The organism is Streptomyces sp. NPDC058741 (genome assembly GCF_042746715.1).
GTDB lineage: Bacteria > Actinomycetota > Actinomycetes > Streptomycetales > Streptomycetaceae > Streptomyces.
On record NZ_JBHYQH010000001.1, the window covers coordinates 1 to 18488 of the forward strand.

Annotated in this window: 14 protein-coding genes and 1 pseudogene; 12 read left to right on the plus strand and 3 right to left on the minus strand. The window is 73.3% G+C overall.

Annotation, left to right across the window (positions count from 1 at the left end; translation table 11 throughout):
• Nucleotides 1–214 precede the first annotated feature (214 nt).
• The 5 genes and pseudogenes from ACFW6P_RS00005 to ACFW6P_RS00025 form a co-directional block, all read left to right on the plus strand.
• Nucleotides 215–1027, plus strand: coding sequence for a hypothetical protein (locus tag ACFW6P_RS00005; protein WP_386422400.1), 813 nt, complete (start codon nt 215–217; stop codon nt 1025–1027).
• 72 nt (nt 1028–1099) lie between these two features.
• Nucleotides 1100–1945, plus strand: coding sequence for a DegV family protein (locus ACFW6P_RS00010; RefSeq protein ID WP_386422402.1), 846 nt, complete (start codon nt 1100–1102; stop codon nt 1943–1945).
• A 119-nt stretch (nt 1946–2064) separates the two neighbouring features.
• On the plus strand, nt 2065–3243 hold the full coding sequence (locus ACFW6P_RS00015) for a helix-hairpin-helix domain-containing protein (RefSeq protein ID WP_386422404.1): 1179 nt from the start codon (nt 2065–2067) through the stop codon (nt 3241–3243).
• Nucleotides 3240–5852 (plus strand): ComEC/Rec2 family competence protein, encoded by a 2613-nt coding sequence (locus ACFW6P_RS00020; RefSeq protein WP_386422406.1) that lies wholly within the window; start codon nt 3240–3242, stop codon nt 5850–5852. Before ACFW6P_RS00015 ends, ACFW6P_RS00020 begins: the two co-directional genes overlap by 4 nt.
• A gap of 4 nt (nt 5853–5856) precedes the next feature.
• Nucleotides 5857–6679 (plus strand): annotated as a pseudogene (locus ACFW6P_RS00025) (arylamine N-acetyltransferase); the annotation flags it as partial.
• 116 nt (nt 6680–6795) lie between these two features.
• Here the strand turns inward: ACFW6P_RS00025 and ACFW6P_RS00030 are convergent.
• Together ACFW6P_RS00030 and ACFW6P_RS00035 are read right to left on the minus strand one after the other, a co-directional pair.
• The gene (locus tag ACFW6P_RS00030; protein WP_386349962.1) at nt 6796–7161 is read right to left on the minus strand and encodes a hypothetical protein; all 366 of its coding nucleotides are present in this window, start codon (nt 7159–7161) and stop codon (nt 6796–6798) included.
• A gap of 1 nt (nt 7162) precedes the next feature.
• Nucleotides 7163–7648 carry a TetR/AcrR family transcriptional regulator gene (locus tag ACFW6P_RS00035; RefSeq protein WP_386349964.1) on the minus strand — a complete coding sequence of 162 codons (486 nt, stop codon included), beginning with the start codon at nt 7646–7648 and terminating at the stop codon, nt 7163–7165.
• 101 nt (nt 7649–7749) lie between these two features.
• On the opposite strand from ACFW6P_RS00035, the gene ACFW6P_RS00040 reads away from it, so the two are divergent.
• From ACFW6P_RS00040 to ACFW6P_RS00050, 3 genes are all read left to right on the plus strand, one after another.
• Nucleotides 7750–7995, plus strand: a complete 246-nt coding sequence (locus tag ACFW6P_RS00040; RefSeq protein WP_386349967.1) for a hypothetical protein — start codon at nt 7750–7752, stop codon at nt 7993–7995.
• Nucleotides 7996–8309: 314 nt separating this feature from the next.
• Nucleotides 8310–9299: a DNA polymerase III subunit delta gene (gene holA, locus ACFW6P_RS00045; protein WP_386349970.1), complete on the plus strand. Its 990-nt coding sequence runs from the start codon at nt 8310–8312 to the stop codon at nt 9297–9299.
• A gap of 153 nt (nt 9300–9452) precedes the next feature.
• On the plus strand, nt 9453–9848 hold the full coding sequence (locus ACFW6P_RS00050; RefSeq protein WP_386349973.1) for a nuclear transport factor 2 family protein: 396 nt from the start codon (nt 9453–9455) through the stop codon (nt 9846–9848).
• Nucleotides 9849–10072: 224 nt separating this feature from the next.
• On the opposite strand, the gene rpsT is transcribed toward ACFW6P_RS00050, so the two are convergent.
• On the minus strand, nt 10073–10339 hold the full coding sequence (gene rpsT, locus ACFW6P_RS00055) for a 30S ribosomal protein S20 (protein ID WP_086849999.1): 267 nt from the start codon (nt 10337–10339) through the stop codon (nt 10073–10075).
• Nucleotides 10340–10577: 238 nt separating this feature from the next.
• Here rpsT and lepA point away from each other — a divergent pair, with 238 nt between their 5' ends.
• From lepA to hemW, 4 genes are all read left to right on the plus strand, one after another.
• A complete protein-coding gene (gene lepA / locus ACFW6P_RS00060; protein WP_386349975.1) occupies nt 10578–12446 on the plus strand; it encodes a translation elongation factor 4 in 1869 nt (622 codons plus the stop codon).
• Nucleotides 12447–12763: 317 nt separating this feature from the next.
• Nucleotides 12764–14638, plus strand: a complete 1875-nt coding sequence (locus ACFW6P_RS00065; protein ID WP_386422409.1) for an AMP-dependent synthetase/ligase — start codon at nt 12764–12766, stop codon at nt 14636–14638.
• Between the two features lie 300 nt (nt 14639–14938).
• A complete protein-coding gene (locus tag ACFW6P_RS00070) occupies nt 14939–17143 on the plus strand; it encodes a SpoIIE family protein phosphatase (RefSeq protein WP_386422412.1) in 2205 nt (734 codons plus the stop codon).
• Between the two features lie 27 nt (nt 17144–17170).
• The gene (gene hemW / locus ACFW6P_RS00075) at nt 17171–18403 is read left to right on the plus strand and encodes a radical SAM family heme chaperone HemW (RefSeq protein WP_386349984.1); all 1233 of its coding nucleotides are present in this window, start codon (nt 17171–17173) and stop codon (nt 18401–18403) included.
• Nucleotides 18404–18488: the final 85 nt, after the last annotated feature.

Consider the following 18488-nt stretch of genomic DNA (forward strand, 5'->3'; position numbering starts at 1 on the left):
GCCACGGCGATCTGGCACAACCGCAAGACCGAAGCCCCGGTCACCCGATCCCTGATTGCGTACGACCACTGATCACATAGGACTCACTCGTCTAGTGGTCCTCCAGTGGTCCTCTACGGGCAGGTTCGGGGTTCTTCCGGAACTCCGGGCCTGCCTGTTGCGTTTACCGTGGAGAGCGACGCGAGGTGTGGCGAGGAGCCCTGAGGAGGAGCCGGTGGAAGCAGTTGTCGCAGTGATCGCCCTGCTCGTGGTGCTCGTCGTCGTGCTCGGCGCCTACGCCACGGTGAAGGTGGTGGGCGCCGCCAAGCGCGGCGTGGACCGCGGCATCGACCAGGCCCGCCGCACGGTCGAGGACCACACCCTGCGCGCCAAGTCCTTCGCCCAGCCCGGCGCCGCGGGCGAGCTGGCCCAGCTCCGGCTCAACCTCCGCACCTCGATGCGCTCCACGCAGGACGCGCTGAACGCGTCCGTGGCCGAGGACGCGTCCCTGAAGGAGTCCCTCGGCCTCTTCGAGCGGCTCAGCGCGCACGGACACGAACTGGACGCCGAGCTGAAGCGCCTGGAGTCCGAGCCGGACCGCGCCGCGCTCACCGAGCGGCTGCCCGGCCTGCGCGAGCGCACCGAGCGCATCACGCAGTCCGCCGACGCCCTGCGCTGGGCCGCCCGTGACCGCGCCCGCCGCTTCGCGGAGGACGACCTGGACACGCTGAGCGCCCAGATCGCCGTGGAGGCCGGCGCGCTGCGGCACTGGACGGCGACACCGCCGTCCGAGGCCGCCTCCGCGCCGAAGGCCGATGCCGCCTCCGCGCCGAAGGCCGATGCCGCCTCCGCGTCGAAGTCCCGCCCGGATGCCGGGCAGTCCTGGCCCGAGGCGCCCGCCGCCGACGCCGCGAGCGCCGGTCAGACCTGGTCCGAGACCCCGCAGCCGGGCTCGGAGCAGGAGCCGTCCCGGCCCGCCATCACCCCGCCGGCCGCGCGCCCCACCTACCCCTGGCAGAAGAAGCACCGGCCCGAGAGCACCACTTGATCCGGCCACACGCGCCACAGGCCGCCGGGGCCGGGCTGCCCCGAGGGTTCCGCGGCAGGTAACCTCCAGCTCATGTCCCGCCATGTCGCGATCGTCACCGATTCAACGGCCTACCTGCCGGCCCGGACGATGGAACGCCATGGCATCACAGCGGTCCCGCTGACCGTGGTCCTCGGCGACCGCGCGCTGGACGAGGGCACCGAGATCTCCACGCGCGCCCTCGCCCAGGCTTTGCAGAAGCGGCGCCCGGTGACGACCTCACGACCCGGCCCCGCGGTCTTCGAGGAGACCTACCGCAAGGTGGCCGCATCCGGTGCCACCGGCATCGTCTCCCTCCATCTGTCCGCCGAGCTCTCGGGCACGTACGACGCGGCCGTCGTCGCCGCGCGGCAGGCGTCCGTGCCGGTACGGGTGGTGGACACCGGCATGATCGCCATGGCTCTCGGGTTCTGCGCGCTCTCCGCGGCGGAGGCCGCCGTATCGGGCGGCACGGTGGACGAGGCCGTCTCGGCGGCGGAGAGGCGGGCCGCGGGCACGTCCGCGTACTTCTACGTCGACACCCTCGACTACCTGCGCCGCGGTGGCCGGATCGGCGCTGCGCAGGCCCTGCTGGGCTCGGCGCTGGCGGTGAAGCCGCTGCTGCAGCTGGCCGACGGCCGGATCGAACCGCTGGAGAAGGTGCGGACCGCGTCCAAGGCGATCGCCCGGCTGGAGGAGATCGCGGCCGAGCGGGCGGGCGAGGCCGAGGTCGACGTCGCCGTCCACCATCTCGCCGCCCCCGACCGGGCGTCCGCTCTCGCCGACCGGCTGCGGATCCGGGTGCCCGGGCTGGCCGATCTGCACGTCAGTGAGGTCGGGGCGGTGATCGGGGCGCACACGGGGCCCGGGCTGCTGGGGGTCGTGGTTTCGCCGCGGTGAACGGTGCCACGAGGTTTCGTTCACTCGTGTGAGTGAGGGAGTTGTCCACAACCGGGCCGTTGTCCCCGGGAATTCACCATGATCATCGCGGGTCGGGTGCGGTGGCCGATTCTCGTCGCATGGCACTTCGATCACGTTCACGCGCAGCGACCGCGACCAGTGGGCCGGGGCGGAGTCCGGCGTCCGACGGGCGGGTCCGCCATCGCCGCCGCCCGGCTGCCGCACGGGGCGGGGGGCGGCACCGCCAGGCGCCGGCGGAGGACATCCGGCGGCGGGCCGGGGCGTTGTTCGGCGGGCGGCCGGGGCCACTGGAACCGGCCGGGGAGCGGCGGGGGTGGGGGCACGGGCCGCCGCGTCGTTCCGCCGCGGACGCGGAGCCTCGTCCCGGAGCTGGTCGGCAGGCGGCTGGCATGGAGTCCGACGCCGTCGGGGCCGGTGGGGCGGACGGCGGGGGTCGTGCTGTCCACTCCGGCGTGGAGGCCGGTGGGGGCCCGTCCGGCGAGGGGGCCTGGCGGGAGCGCGCCGGGCTCGCTCTGCGGGAGCGGATGCCGGTGTGGCTCCAGGCGAGGTGCGGTCTGGAGCGGCGCAGTGTGCTCGCCCTGTCGGTGGTGCTGATCGCCGCGGCGGTGTTCGCCGTGCAGCACTTCTGGGCGGGGCGGACGCAGTCCGTGCGACCGCCCGAGGTGGTGCGGGCGGCGGTTCCCCACGAGCAGCGGGAGGAGGGCGGCGGGGCCGGACGGCAACGGGAGCCGGGCGCCGCCGGGCTGCCGGCGAGGGCATCCGCTGCGGGGTCGGCCGAGGGCGCCGCGGGGGCGTCCGGCGGAGCGGCGGCCACGGGGGCGGGCGAGATCGTCGTCGACGTCAGCGGCAAGGTGCGCGATCCCGGCATCCACCGGCTGCCTGCGGGCTCACGGGTCGCGGACGCGCTGAGGGCGGCGGGCGGGGTGAAGCCCCGCACGGACACGGGCGCTCTCAACCGGGCCCGCTTCCTGGTGGACGGAGAGCAGGTGATCGTGGGCGGCGGCCCCGCACCCGCCGCGGCGACCGGCGCGACCGGCTCGGTCGCGGGTGGCCCGGCCGGTGGGGCGGCCGGTGCGGTGCCGGCGGCTCCGGTCTCCCTCAACACGGCCACACCCGACCAGCTCGACACCCTGCCGGGCGTCGGCCCCGTGCTGGCGCAGCACATCATCGCCTACCGCACGCAGCACGGCGGCTTCCGCTCGGTGGACGAGCTGCGCGAGGTGAACGGCATCGGCGACCGCCGCTTCGCCGACCTGCGGCCTCTCGTACGGCCATGAGGGGCGCCCAGGACACACCCGTGCGGAGGGACGAGGCAGCACCCGGGCCCGGCCCCGCCCGGGCGTCCGTGCACGCTTCCTCCGGGAAACGACTCGGCAGCGCCCGCCCGCGGCAGGAGGGCCCCACGGACCTGCGGCTGGTGCCGCCCGCTCTCACGGCCTGGGGGACGGCGGCGCTGGTGCTGGACGCGCCGCCGGGAGGAATCGTGGCCGTCGTGGCCGGCTGCCTGGTCGCCGTCGGGCTGCTGTTGCCGGCCCGGCGGCGCGTTTCGGCGGCCTGGCCGCGGGCCTCGGCCGCCGCCGTGCTGCTGTGTGCCGCGGCGGCCGCCGCCTCGGCCGGGCTGCACGGGGCGGATCTGCGGCGGGGGCCCGTGCCGGGACTGGCGCGGGAGTACGCCACGGTGACGGCCGAGGTCGAGCTGACCTCGGACCCGAGGCTCACCCGCCCCCGGGTGCGGGGCGATCGCATGGCGACGGCCGCCGTGCTGATCGACGCCGAGGTGCGCCGCGTCCATCGGCCGGGTGGCGCGGTGGTGGTGACCCGGACGCCGGTGCTGGTGATCGTGGACGTCCGGCCGCCCCCTGCGGACCGGCCGCCCACCGCGGACCGGTCGGCCGGTCGGCCGGTCCGGCCCGTGCGGTCGCAATGGCTCGGGCTGCTGCCGTCGACGAGCGTGCGGGTGGGTGCGGCGCGGCTGGCCCCCGCGATGACGCGCGGTGACCGGGTCGCGGCCGTGCTGCGGGTGCGGGGTGGTACCGCGCCGGAGGTGGTGGGGGAGCCCTCGGCGGCCCAGCGTCTCGCCGGGCGGCTGCGGGCCGGGCTGCGGGAGGCGACCGGCCCGTTGCCCCCCGACGCCCGGGCGCTGCTGCCGGGGCTGGTCGTCGGGGACACCTCACGGATCACCCCGGAGCTGGAGGAGGCCTTCAAGGAGACCGACCTGACGCACACACTGGCCGTGTCGGGAGCCAACTTCACAATTCTGCTGGCCCTGTTGCTCGGCCCGCCGGGACTGGCGCAGCGTGTCGAGCGGCGGGGACTCGCGCCTCGCCTCGGCCTCTCCCTGCGGGCGACGGCGGTGCTCGGCGGGGCGCTGTCGCTGGGGTTCGTCGTGGTGTGCAGACCCGATCCGAGCGTGGTGCGGGCAGCGGCCTGCGGCGCCGTGGCACTGCTCGCCCTGGCGACCGGCCGCCGCAGATCGATGATCCCGGCGCTCGCGACGGCGGTCCTGTTGCTGGTCCTGTACGACCCGTGGCTGGCGCGGAGTTACGGCTTCCTGCTGTCGGTGGCGGCCACCGGGGCGCTGCTGACGCTCGCGCCGCGCTGGAGTGCCGGGCTGCGGCGGCGCGGGATGGCGCCGAGGCTCGCGGAGGCGGTGGGTGCTGCTGCCGCCGCGCAGGCGCTGTGCGCGCCCGTCGTCGCCGTGCTGTCGGCGCGGGTGAGTCTGGTGGCGGTGCCGTGCAACCTGCTGGCGGAGTTCGCGATCGCGCCGGCCACCGTGATGGGCTTCGCGGCTCTGGCCACGGCACCGCTGGCGATGCCGGTGGCCAGGGCCCTGGCGTGGTGCGCGCAGTGGCCCGCCGAGTGGATCGCGGGGATCGCTCGGACCGGGGCGGCGCTGCCCGGTGGGGGAGTGGACTGGCCGGGCAGCTGGACGGGCGCGGCGCTGCTCGCCGCCGTCACCCTGGGCGTCGTGGCGGCCGGGCGGCGACTGCTCCGGCACCCCTGGTGGTGCGGGGTCTGCGGGGTGGCGCTGTTGCTGGCGGTGGTGCAGCCGCCGCCGCTGACCCGGGTGATCACGGGGTGGCCGCCGCCCGGCTGGCGGCTGGTGGTGTGCGACGTGGGGCAGGGCGACGCCATGGTGCTCGGGGCGGGTGAGGGTACCGGTGTGGTGGTCGACGCGGGACCGGATCCCCGACTGGTCGACCGCTGTCTGCGCACGCTCGGCATCACCAGGATCCCGCTGGTCGTGCTCACCCACTTCCACGCCGATCACGTGGCGGGCCTGCCGGGAGTGTTGCGGGGGCGGGCGGTGGGGGCGATCGAGACGACCGGTCTGGAGGAGCCCGCGGACCAGGCCGCGTTCGTGCGGAGGGTGGCGGCGGCCCGGGGGGTCCCCGTGACGCGGGCGACGGCAGGGGAGCAGCGGCGCACGGGGGAGCTGTCCTGGCACGTGGTGTGGCCACCGCCGGGCCCGCCGCCGGACGCGCCTACCGGGGTGCTGCCGGCCCAGCCGGTGCCGGAGGGGCCGAACGACGCCAGTGTCGCCATGCTGGTCCGCTCGGCGGGGCTGCGGCTGCTGCTCCTCGGAGACCTCGAACCTCCGTCCCAGCGGGCTCTGGCGCGATCGCCGGCGGCGCGGGAGCTGGAGGGCGTGGACGTGCTCAAGGTCGCCCACCACGGCTCGGCCTACCAGGACCCGGGCCTGCTGCGCCGGGCCGCGCCGAGGCTGGCCCTCATCAGCTGCGGAGAGGACAACCCGTACGGGCACCCGGCGCCCGGCACACTCGCGGCGCTGCGTGCCGGGGGCGCTGCGGTGCTGCGGACGGACCGGGACGGCACGCTGGCGGTCACGGGAGGGGACGGGGAGTTGACCGTGGCGCGAGACTGAGCGCATGAACTCAGCACAGGTTGATGCCTGTCCCCGCCGGTGGGAGCCGAGCACCCGGCGTGGCCCACCGTCGACGCGCTGCGCGAGCTGCATCTGCCCCATCTGCGGACCGTGCCGTTCGAGAACCTCTCCGTCCATCTCGGCGAGGAGATCGTGCTGGAGGAGAGGCGGCTCTCGACAAGGTGGTGGGGGCGGGGCGGGTTCTGCTACGAACTCAACGGCGCCTTGGGGGCGTTCCGCTCCGCGCTGGGCTACGACGTGGCACTGCTCGCCGGACGGGTGTACGGGGACGGGAGCGGCTGGGCATTTCGTACGACCATCTGGCGCTGCGGGTACGGACGGTGGACGGGAGCGACTGGCTTGCGGACGTCGGGTTCGGGGCGCACAGCCACCTTCCGCTGGCGCTCGGGGAGCGGGGAACAGAAGGATCCGGGCGGGACGTTCCGGATCGTCGAGGCGGGTCCGGACGCGGCCGGGGTGCGCGGCGGGCACGGCACGGTGGAGGCGGCGGACCTGGACGTGATCCGGGACGGCGGGGCGCGGTACCGCCTGGAGGTGCGGCCGCGGGCGCTGCGTGACTTCACGGCCGGGGCGTGATGGCACAGCACCTCACCGGGGTCGCACTTCACGCGGTCGCTGGTCTGCTCGCGGGTCACGGAGGACGGGGTCCCGATCACGCTCAGCAGGCGGAAGGTCACGCTCAGGGCGGCCGCCGGGACACGCGAGGAGCGGGAGCCGGCGACGGACGAGGAGGTGCTCTACGCGTACCGGGAATGGTGTACCGGGAGTGGTTCGGGATCGAGCTCGACCGTGTGCGGGTGGTACGCAGTCCGTGTAGCAGCGGGGAGTCCGGCGTCTCCCGCCGGCACCTGCGCTCGGGCCTCGCCGGGTGCCGGGGGTCAGGCCCGGGCAGCCCGCCGGCACCGGTGCCTGACGTCGCGGTTCAGCCGCGGGCGATGGACTGCTCGATCAGGGCCACCGTGGCGCGGGGGTCGTCCACCTCGATGACGAGGCGGTCGAAGCTCTCGGCGTCGGCGAGTTCGATGACGACGGCCTTGTCGGGGTTCTTCACCTGCCAGAAGAGGCGTTCGCCGTCGCGGCGGAAGCGGCCGGCGGTGATCACACCGGGGAAGTGGGTGCCGCCGACGCGGATGCCCTTCGACTCGCGGGCGATGCCGGGGTCGTGGGTGGCGCCGCGCACATGGGCGAGCGGCACCTCCAGCCGGCTCTTGAAGGTCCAGAGCTTGTCGAGGCCTTGGAACTCGGCGGTGAGCAGGCCGTGTTCACGGTCGATGGAGATCAGGGCCATGTCAGTACTCCCGAGGGGTGTCGGAGCGGACGCGCAGGCGCAGGCGGGCGCCCAGGACGGTGGAGGTGAGGTGGGGGGCGGCCTCGCCGTGCGTGGGCCGCAGGGCGTCCTCGAGCGCGGTGATGCCTTCCTCGACCAGCGCGGCGACCTCCGGGTCGTGGGGGGCCTGTTCCACCGCGGCCATGAGGAGCAGGCCGGCGGCAGGACCGCCGTCGTAGGAGGCGATGGCCGCCGTCAGGGCCTGTGCGGGGTCGGTGAGGGCGGCGACGGCGGAGGCGGCCGGGCGGATCTCGTGGTCGAGGTGATGGCGCAGGGCTGTCAGATGGAGGCTCCGCTTCGAGCCGAAGACCTTGTAGAGACTGCCCCGGTGAACGCCGGTGGCCGTGACCAGGTCGTCCACCGAGGTGCCCTCGAAACCGCGAGAGGCGAAGAGGGCGGCCGCGGTGGTCACGGCCTGATCCGTGTCGAAGGCGCGTGGTCTTCCCATGTCCACGACCGTACGGGATTGGAGAACGAACAGTCAAGAACGAGTGTTCTTGAACGGGGGCCGGGGCGGAGCGCCATTGCTCGTGCCGGACAATGTGCGGCGTGAGTGATGTGCGACATGTGCTGGTGCTGCCCGACCGGGATGCCGCGGAAGAGGTGGCCGAGGCGCTTGCGGAGCGGTTCGGTGTCGTCGAGGAACCGCGGCTGGTGCGGGACGCGCTGGCCGGTGAGGACGACGCGGAGGACGCGCAGTGGCTGGTCGTCCTGAGGGACGAGGAGGGGCGGCTGGACCCGGGGGAGCTGGACCGGTTCGCCGGTGAGTGGGAGGGCTGGCGGGAGGAGCCGTAGGCATCCGCAGGGCCCTGCGGGCCGGGTCCGGCACCCCTTTCGGGAGGTCCCTCCGGCCAGGCAGGCTCGGTTCCCTCTCTCCGCCCTCCGGTCAGGCCAGGCTCTGGTGGGTCTTCCCTCCGCGGCCCTCCGGTCAGGCCAGGCTCAGGTGGGTCTTCCCCCTGCGGCCCTCCGGTCAGGCCAGGCTCAGGTGGGTCTTCCCTCTGCGGCCCTCCGGTCAGGCCAGGCTCAGGTAGGTCCTTCACTCTGCGCCCCTCCGGGCGGTGCCGGTCCTCCCGGGCCCGTTGTCAGTGGCGCGTGGGATGCTGGGCGCGATGGCCAGGAAGACTGCGAATGACGACCCTCTCGCCCCGGTGACACTCGCCGTGGGCCAGGAGGACCTGCTGCTCGATCGTGCCGTACAGGAGGTGGTGGCCGCCGCGAAGGCCTCCGACGCCGACACGGACGTACGCGACCTGACCCCCGACCAGGTGCAGCCCGGCACGCTCGCCGAGCTGACCAGCCCGTCGCTCTTCGCGGAGCGCAAGGTCGTGGTCGTGCGCAACGCGCAGGACCTGTCGGCCGACACGGTCAAGGACGTGAAGGCCTACCTCGGGGCGCCCGCCGAGGAGATCACGCTGGTGCTGCTGCACGCGGGCGGGGCCAAGGGCAAGGGCCTGCTCGACGCGGCGCGCAAGGCGGGCGCGCGCGAGGTGGCCTGCCCGAAGATGACGAAGCCGGCGGACCGGCTGGCGTTCGTGCGGGGAGAGTTCAGGACGGCGGGCCGCTCCGCCGCCCCGGAGGCCTGCCAGGCGCTCGTCGACGCGCTCGGCAGCGACCTGCGGGAGCTGGCGTCGGCCGTCTCCCAGCTGTGCGCGGACGTCGAGGGGACGATCGACGAGGCCGTCGTCGGGCGGTACTACACCGGGCGGGCCGAGGCGTCGAGTTTCACGGTCGCCGACCGCGCGGTCGAGGGGCGGACCGCCGAGGCCCTGGAGGCCCTGCGCTGGTCGCTGGCGACGGGGGTCGCGCCGGTGCTCATCACGAGCGCGCTCGCCCAGGGGGTCAGGGCGATCGGCAAGCTGTCGTCCGCGCGGGGCGGCCGGCCCGCCGATCTGGCGCGGGAGCTGGGGATGCCGCCCTGGAAGATCGACCGGGTGCGTCAGCAGATGCGGGGCTGGACCCCGGACGGCGTCTCGCTCGCCCTGCGGGCGGTCGCCGAGGCGGACGCGGGCGTGAAGGGCGGCGGCGACGACCCCGGGTACGCGCTGGAGAAGGCCGTCGTCACGATCGCGCGAGCGGCCCGCTCCCGGGGACGGGGCTGAGAAGGGCTCCGTGCCCCACCCTGGGCGGGGCGGGAGCGAGGGCGGCTCCCGCGGCCCCCGCCCCGGCCGCTCCTCGTGCCGCCCCGGCCCCCCGGAGAGACAATCGAAAGCGTCAGCCGTACGTCGCCAAGGGACGGAAAGGTGGCGAGGGGCATGGCTGAACACCCGCACGCAGCACTGGTCCGCGAGGGGTTCGACGCCTTCAGCCGAGGGGATCTGGACGCCCTGCGGGAACTGATCGCGTCGGACGCCACCCATCATGTGCCCGGCAGTCACCCGCTCTCGGGTGACTTCAAGGGGCAGGACGCGATCATCGACATGTACCGCCGGATCGGCGAGGAGACGGCGGGGTCGATGCGCATGCAGATACTCGGCATCGCCGTCGACGGCCGTGGGCACGCGGTCGGCATGTGCCGGATCACCGCCGAGCGCAAGGGCCGGCACCTGGACGACACCGGATGCATCGTCTTCCGGATCGTCGGGGACAAGGCCACCGACCTCGACGAGTGCGTCGAGGACATCGAGAAGAGCGACGAGTTCTGGTCCTGAACGAGCAGGCGCCTGAGAGAGCAGGCGCCTGAACGAGCAGGTGCCTGAGCAGCCCGAAGGCCGGGCGCCCTCCCATGGGGAACAGGAGGACACCCGGCCTTCGGATCAAGCTGCCAGATCCGCGCCCGCGTGGCGAACGCAGGCCGCGCGCGGATCCGAAGGGGTGCCGGACGGGAGCGGATGAGAGAGGGCCCGCTCGAATTCCCCCGGCGTCACATCAGATGTCAGCCCTTGAGCGCGGCGACCTTCTGAGCCAGCGCCGACTTCTTGTTGGCGGCCTGGTTCTTGTGGATGACGCCCTTCGAGACGGCCTTGTCGAGCTGGCGCGCGGCAGCGCGCTGGTACTCGGTGGCCTTCTCGGCGTCACCCGCGGCAGCAGCCTCACGGGCCTTGCGGATCGCGGTCTTGAGGGAGGACTTGACGGCCTTGTTGCGCAGCCGCGCCTTCTCGTTGGTCTTGATCCGCTTGATCTGGGACTTGATGTTCGCCACGAATGAGCCTTCTCAGGTTCTGGTACGGGCCGCACGGATGCCGCACGATCCCGGACCGGGTGATTTCTTGAGGAGTGCCTCCTGCGAGAGGGCACGAGGCACAGCCACCCACGGTACCAGCGGGCGCATTCGCGGCCCAAACCCGTCCGCGGTCCCCACCCGTGGGACCATGGAGGCTACGTATCGATCCGACCCGAGACCGCAGACACTGCGGACGCCTCAAGAATCAGGACCCTGCGTGCCCGCGATCCCCAGCCACGTGCCCGAGCCGAGCCGTACCGACCCGGCTCTGATCCGCAACTTCTGCATCATCGCGCACATCGACCACGGCAAGTCCACGCTCGCCGACCGGATGCTCCAGCTGACCGGAGTGGTCGAGCAGCGGCAGATGCGCGCCCAGTACCTCGACCGCATGGACATCGAGCGCGAGCGTGGCATCACGATCAAGTCGCAGGCGGTGCGTCTGCCGTGGGCCCCCACCCACGCCAAGGACAACACGCACATCCTCAACATGATCGACACCCCGGGGCACGTCGACTTCACCTACGAGGTCTCGCGGTCGCTCGCCGCCTGCGAGGGGACCGTCCTCCTCGTCGACGCCGCGCAGGGCATCGAGGCCCAGACCCTCGCCAACCTCTACCTGGCGATGGAGAACGACCTCACGATCATCCCCGTCCTGAACAAGATCGACCTGCCGGCCGCGCAGCCGGAGAAGTTCGCCGAGGAGCTGGCGAACCTGGTCGGCTGCGACCCCGACGACGTGCTGAAGGTGTCCGCGAAGACCGGTCTCGGCGTCGAGGCGCTGCTGGACCGGGTGGTCGCCGACGTCCCGGCCCCCGTCGGCGTCAAGGACGCCCCCGCCCGCGCGATGATCTTCGACTCGGTCTACGACTCCTACCGCGGCGTCGTCACGTACGTCCGTGTCATCGACGGCCAGCTCAACAAGCGCGAGCGGATCCGGATGATGTCCACCGGCGCCACGCACGAACTGCTGGAGATCGGCACCAACTCGCCGGAGATGCTGCCGGCCGACGGACTGGGCGTCGGCGAGGTGGGGTACCTCATCACCGGTGTGAAGGACGTCCGCCAGTCCAAGGTCGGCGACACCGTCACCAGTCAGCACAAGGGCGCCGAGAAGGCGCTCGGCGGCTACAAGGACCCCAAGCCCATGGTCTTCTCGGGCCTGTACCCGCTGGACGGGTCCGACTACCCGGAGCTGCGCGAGGCCCTCGACAAGCTGCAGCTCAACGACGCCGCGTTGGTCTACGAGCCGGAGACCTCCGCCGCCCTCGGCTTCGGCTTCCGCGTCGGCTTCCTGGGCCTGCTGCACCTGGACGTGATCCGCGAGCGGCTGGAGCGCGAGTTCGGGCTCGACCTGATCGCGACCGCGCCGAACGTGGTCTACCGCGTCCTCATGGAGGACGGCAGCGAGCACACGGTCACCAATCCGAGCGAGTTCCCCGAGGGCAAGATCTCCGAGGTCTACGAGCCGGTCGTGCGCGCCACCATCCTGGCGCCCAGCGAGTTCATCGGCTCGATCATGGAGCTGTGCCAGACCCGCCGCGGTGTCCTGCTCGGCATGGACTACCTCTCCGAGGACCGGGTCGAGATCCGCTACACCCTGCCCCTCGCCGAGATCGTCTTCGACTTCTTCGACCAGCTGAAGTCCAAGACCCGCGGCTACGCCTCGCTCGACTACGAGCCCACCGGCGAGCAGACCTCCAGCCTGGTCAAGGTCGACATCCTGCTGCACGGCGACAAGGTGGACGCCTTCTCGGCGATCACCCACAAGGACCAGGCGTACGCCTACGGTGTGCGGCTCGTCGCCAAGCTCAAGGAACTCATCCCGCGGCAGGCCTTCGAGGTGCCGGTCCAGGCCGCCATCGGCTCCCGGGTCATCGCCCGCGAGACCATCCGCGCCATCCGCAAGGACGTCCTCGCCAAGTGCTACGGCGGTGACATCTCCCGCAAGCGGAAACTGCTGGAGAAGCAGAAGGAAGGCAAGAAGCGGATGAAGATGGTGGGTTCCGTGGAAGTTCCGCAGGAGGCGTTCATCGCCGTCCTGTCGAGTGATGACAGCGCGGGGTCGGGCAAGGGCAAGAAGTAGTGATGACAGCGCGGGGTCGGGCAAGGGCAAGAAGTAAGGACTGATTACCGCGGGTTACGCCGCAAACCGGGTAGAACTGGGGCCCGTCGTGCGAAAGTGCGGCGGGCCCGCCGTGTACGCGGGGTAGCTGTCTTCGTGAAGTGACCGGCCGCAGCCCCTTACGCCGCGGCCGGTCGGCCTTTACTCTGATCCCTGCTCCATAGTTACTCGTGAGTTAAACAACGGGTGTGACCAGCACCTCGTCATGCCCTCGTATCTCGTGAGTGCCACCCAGCCGCACCTGAGCCAGCCGCACTGTCGCGGGCCCGGAGGACGTCGTGAGCGACACACAGACCTTGATCGAGAACCGTCCGCCCTCCGTGGCGGGCCTCTTCCTGGAGCGCGTGGCGGCCACGCCGGACGCCGAGGCATACCGGTATCCCGTTCCCTCGCCCTCAGGGCAGGGGCCGGACGATTGGAAGTCGCTGAGCTGGGCGCAGGCGGCCGACCGCGTCTACGCCATCGCGGCGGGCCTGATCGAGCTGGGCGTGCAGCCCGAGCAGCGCGTCGCGCTCGCCTCCAGCACCCGGATCGAGTGGATCCTGGCCGACCTCGGCATCATGTGCGCCGGAGCCGCCACGACCACGGTGTATCCGCAGACCAACGCCGACGAGTCGGCGTACATCCTGTCCGACTCCGAGAGCCGGGTGCTCATCGCGGAGAACGCCGAGCAGCTGGCCAAGGCGAAGGAGAAGCGCGCCGAGCTGCCCGAGCTGACCCACGTCGTGGTCGTCGACCCGGCCGGCGCCGAGACCGCCGACTGGATCCTCACCCTCGACGAGCTGGAGAAGCGCGGCGCGGCCCGGCTGGAGAAGGACCCGGAGCTGATCAAGGAGCGGGTCGGCGCGATCACCAAGGACCAGCTCGCCACCCTCATCTACACCTCCGGCACCACCGGCCGCCCCAAGGGTGTGCGCCTGCCGCACGACAACTGGTCGTACATGGCGAAGGCGATCGCCGCGACCGGGCTGGTCGCCGGGGACGACGTCCAGTACCTGTGGCTGCCGCTCGCGCACGTCTTCGGCAAGGTGCTGACCTCCGGCCAGATCGAGGCCGGGCACGTCACGGCCGTGGACGGCCGCGTCGACAAGATCATCGAGAACCTGCCGGTGGTGCAGCCGACCTACATGGCGGCCGTGCCCCGCATCTTCGAGAAGGTCTACAACGGCGTGGCCGCCAAGGCCCGGGCGGGCGGCGGCGCCAAGTACAAGATCTTCCAGTGGGCCGCCGAGGTCGCCCGCGAGTACGCCAAGGTCTCCCAGGACAACTACCGGCGGACCGGCACCGCGTCCGTGCCGTTCGGGCTGGGCGCGAAGCACAAGGTCGCCGACACGCTGGTGTACGCCAAGATCCGCGAGGCCTTCGGCGGCAACCTGCGCGCCTGCGTCTCGGGCTCGGCCGCCCTCGCGCCGGAGATCGGCTACTTCTTCGCCGGCGCCGGCATCCACATCCTGGAGGGCTACGGCCTGACCGAGTCCTCGGCGGCGTCCTTCGTCAACCCGGGCGAGGCCTACCGCACCGGTACGGTCGGCAAGCCGCTGCCCGGCACGGAGGTGCGCATCGCCGACGACGGGGAGATCCTGCTGCGCGGCCCCGGGATCATGGAGGGCTACCACAAGCTGCCCGAGAAGACCGCGGAGGTGCTGGAGTCGGACGGATGGTTCCACACCGGCGACATCGGGGAGCTCTCGGCCGACGGCTACCTGCGGATCACCGACCGCAAGAAGGACCTCATCAAGACGTCCGGCGGCAAGTACATCGCGCCGGCCGAGGTCGAGGGCCAGTTCAAGGCGGTCTGCCCGTACGTGTCGAACATCCTGGTGCACGGGGCCGACCGGAACTTCTGCACCGCGCTCATCGCGCTCGACGAGGTCTCGATCACGGACTGGGCCAAGGACAACGGCCTGGAGGGCACGTCGTACGCGGAGATCGTGGCGGCGCCGCAGACCGTCGAGATGGTCGACGGGTACGTGAAGCGGCTCAACCAGGGCCTGCAGCGCTGGCAGACCATCAAGAAGTTCCGGCTGCTGCCGCGCGACCTCGATGTCGAGCACGGCGAGATCACGCCGAGTCTGAAGCTGAAGCGGCCGGTGGTGGAGCGGGAGTACAAGCACCTGATCGACGAGATGTACGCCGGCTCGCGCGAGGCGTAGGCGCGGGCGCGGGGGGTGGCCGGGGACTGTGCGAAGGGTGCGGACCCGTCGCGGCGTGCCGCGCGGCTCCCAGCCGCCCCTGAGGAACCGCCGCCCCGGGGCGGTTCCACGGCCCGACCGGAGACGGAGACCGGATGCACGAATCCGACCGCCTTCGTACCGGTTTTCGACCACATCGGTAGCACCCTTCACCCTCATGGTGGTCCACTTCGGTAACTCCCCGTTTATGGGCGCGTCCGGTCTGTCACTCTGTCGGCATCGACTGTGGCGTATTCGTACGAACTGCCCGGGGAGCCGTCCATGGGGGCCATTCCGACGCAACGGGAGACCACCGCCCGTGCCTCAGGGGTGCCTGCACACACGAGGAAGACGCCTGGGCCCGTCCAGGAGGGGCCCGTTCCCGTGGAACCCGCACCCCCCGCCGGGGGCCTCGCACCGGCCGCCGAGGGGATCGCTCCGCCCGCCGCGCCGGTGCGCGCGGCGGCGCCCGTACCCGACACCGAGGCGCCCGCGCAGCAGTGCGCGCGGGCGCAGGCGACCCTGACCGGCAGTTCCGCCGCTCCGGGCGCCGCCCGCGCCCTGCTGCGCTCGGCGCTCGCCGAGTGGACCGCGCTCGGTCTGCCCGCCGCCGGGCACCTCACCGACCGCCTCGGCGCCGACGCCCTGCTCGTCGTCAGCGAACTCGTCACCAACGCCGTCGTGCACGCCGGCACCGACGTCGAGATGGAGTGCCGGCTGGAGGGCGAGGACGAGGAGAGGGCCGCCCTCGTCGTCGAGGTGTCCGACCACCACCCCTCCCGCGCCCCGCGCGGCGGACCGCCGGACCCGCCGTCCGGCACCCCCGAGTACGGACGCGGCCTGCGGCTCGTCGGCGCGCTCTGCGAAGCCTGGGGCATCACGTACCGGACCGGGCGGAAGACCGTCTGGGCGCGGTTGCCGGCGGCCCAATGCGAGGCGGACGGGCAGATCGAGGCCTACGCCGGCGAGCAGGCGCTGGCGAACGGCCTGCGGGTCGCACAGATCCTGGCGCCCGGGCCGCGCGGCCCGGGCGCCGACTCCACCGGCGACGCCCCGCCCGGGTGGCGGCGCGACTGGTCCGACCCGCCGGATCCCCGCGGCCCCGGGCACTGGCGGGAGTGGACCGACGTACGGGACTGGCGGGACCGCCACGAGGACCGGGACGTCCCCGACGGCCACTGGCTCGGCCGCGGCGCGCTCTCCTTCCTCGCCGAGGCCTCCGACCTGCTCGCCGGGCAGCTCGACGAGGACCTCGTCGCCGCCCTCACCGGGCAGCTGATCGTGCCCCGCCTCGCCGACTGGTGCGCGGTCTGGCTGCAGGACGAGTCCGGCGGCGGGGGCTGGAGCGGCGCGGCCGGCACGGACGGGGCCCGCCTGGCCCGGGTCTGGCACGGCAGCGAGAACCGCATCGAGGAGCTGCGCCGGGCCCTGGAGAAGGACCCGCCGCCCCCGTCCGACCCGCTGCGGTCCGGGCCCGTCGACTACCCCTGGCCCGGCGCGGCGCTCGGTGACGCGCCCGGGGAGTCCGGCTCGGCCCTCGCCTACCGGCTCACGGCCGGGGGACGCCCGCTGGGCACCCTCGTCCTCGGCCGGTCCGGCACCGCTCGCTTCCCCGACGAGATCACCGGCCTGGTCGAGGACCTCAGCCGCCGGGTCGCCCTCGCCATCGGCGCCGCCCGACAGTACGCCCGCCAGGCCACCATCAGCGCGGTGCTCCAGCGCGGCCTGCTGCCCGGAGCCGTGGCCGAGATCCCCGGGATGCGCAGCGCCCTCGTCTACGAGCCGTACGACAAGGGCGGGCCCAGCGGCGACTTCTACGACCTGTTCCCGGCCGGTGACGGCCGCTGGTGCTTCGCCGTCGGCGACGTCCAGGGCAAGGGCCCCGAAGCGGCCGTCGTCATCGGCCTGGCCCGGCCCTGGCTGCGGCTGCTGGCCCGCGAGGGCTACCGGGTCGCCGACGTCCTGGACCGCCTCAACCAGCTGCTGCTCGACGACGCCACGGAAGCCGCGGACGCGGCGGCCCGGGCGCTGCTCGCGGCGGGCGCCCGGCCGACCCCGCCCGGCGACGGCCCGCAGACGCGCTTCCTGTCCCTCCTCTACGGCGAGCTGGTCCCCTTCGACGGCGGTGTCCGCTGCACCGTCGCCTCCGCCGGGCACCCGCTGCCCCTGGTGCTCGAAGCGGGCGGCGAGGTCCACACCGCCGCGCAGCCGCAGACCCTCCTGGGCGTCTTCGAGGACGCCGCGTACACCAGCGAGAGCTTCGAGCTGCGGTCCGGCGACACCCTGCTGTGCGTCACCGACGGCGTCACCGAGCGCCGCTCCGGCTCACGCCAGTTCGACGACGGCGACGGCCTCGCGGCGGCCCTGGCCGGGTGCGCCGGGCTCGGCGCCGAGCTGATAGCCGAGCGGATCAAGCGGCTGGTGCACGAGTTCTCGGCGCGTCCGCCGGCGGACGATCTGGCGCTGCTGGTCCTCCAGGCCGAGTGACCGCGCCGGTGCTGGACAATGGAGGGCATGCCTTCCGCACTTCCCGACGGTGAGCCCGTCCCCGACGACGGAGCGCTGCCCGCGTCCGCGCTCGCCGGGGCCGCCGACCGTCCGCTCGGCTTCTACCTGCACGTTCCGTACTGCGCGACCCGCTGCGGCTACTGCGACTTCAACACCTACACGGCGACCGAGCTGCGGGGGAGCGGCGGGGTGCTCGCCTCGCGGGACCACTACGCCTCGACGCTGGTGGACGAGATCCGGCTGGCGCGCAAGGTGCTCGGCGACGACCCGCGGCCCGTGCGCACGGTGTTCGTCGGCGGGGGCACGCCGACCCTGCTGGACGCCGGGGACCTGGTGCGGATGCTCGCGGCCGTCCGCGACGAGTTCGGGCTCGCGGGGGACGCCGAGGTCACCACCGAGGCGAACCCGGAGTCGGTCGGCCCGGTGTACCTGGAGGCGCTGCGCGAGGGCGGCTTCAACCGGATCTCCTTCGGGATGCAGAGCGCCCGGCGGCACGTGCTGAAGGTGCTCGACCGCACGCACACGCCCGGGCGTCCCGAGGCCTGTGTGGCCGAGGCCCGGGCGGCCGGGTTCGAGCACGTCAACCTCGACCTGATCTACGGCACGCCGGGGGAGTCCGACGACGACTGGCGGGCGTCGCTGGATGCGGCGCTGGGGGCCGGGCCGGACCACGTCAGCGCATACGCCCTGATCGTCGAGGAGGGCACGCAGCTGGCGCGCCGCATCCGCCGGGGCGAGGTGCCGATGACCGACGACGACGTGCACGCCGACCGCTACCTGATCGCGGACGAGGTGCTGTCGGGCGCGGGCTTCGACTGGTACGAGGTGTCCAACTGGGCGACCTCGCGGGCAGGGCGGTGCCTGCACAACGAGCTGTACTGGCGGGGGGCCGACTGGTGGGGGGCCGGGCCCGGCGCGCACAGCCACGTGGGCGGGGTGCGCTGGTGGAACGTGAAGCACCCGGGCGCGTACGCGGCGGCGCTCGCCGCCGGGCGCTCGCCCGGGGCCGGGCGTGAGCTGCTCGGCGAGGAGGACCGCCGGGTCGAGCGGATCCTGCTGGAGCTCCGGCTGCGGGACGGCGTGCCGTTGTCGCTGCTGCGGCAGCAGGGGCTCGCGGCGTCCCGGCGGGCGCTGTCGGACGGGCTGCTCCAGAAGCGGCCCTACGAGGAGGGCCGGGCCGTGCTCACCCTGCGCGGGCGGTTGCTCGCGGACGGTGTCGTGCGCGATCTGGTCGACTGAGATGCGCGGCGTGGTTGCCGGGGCCGGGGTGTCGCGGAGCCCGGCGGAGCGGGGTGCCGCTGCGCCCACTCGTGCCGCACCTGGC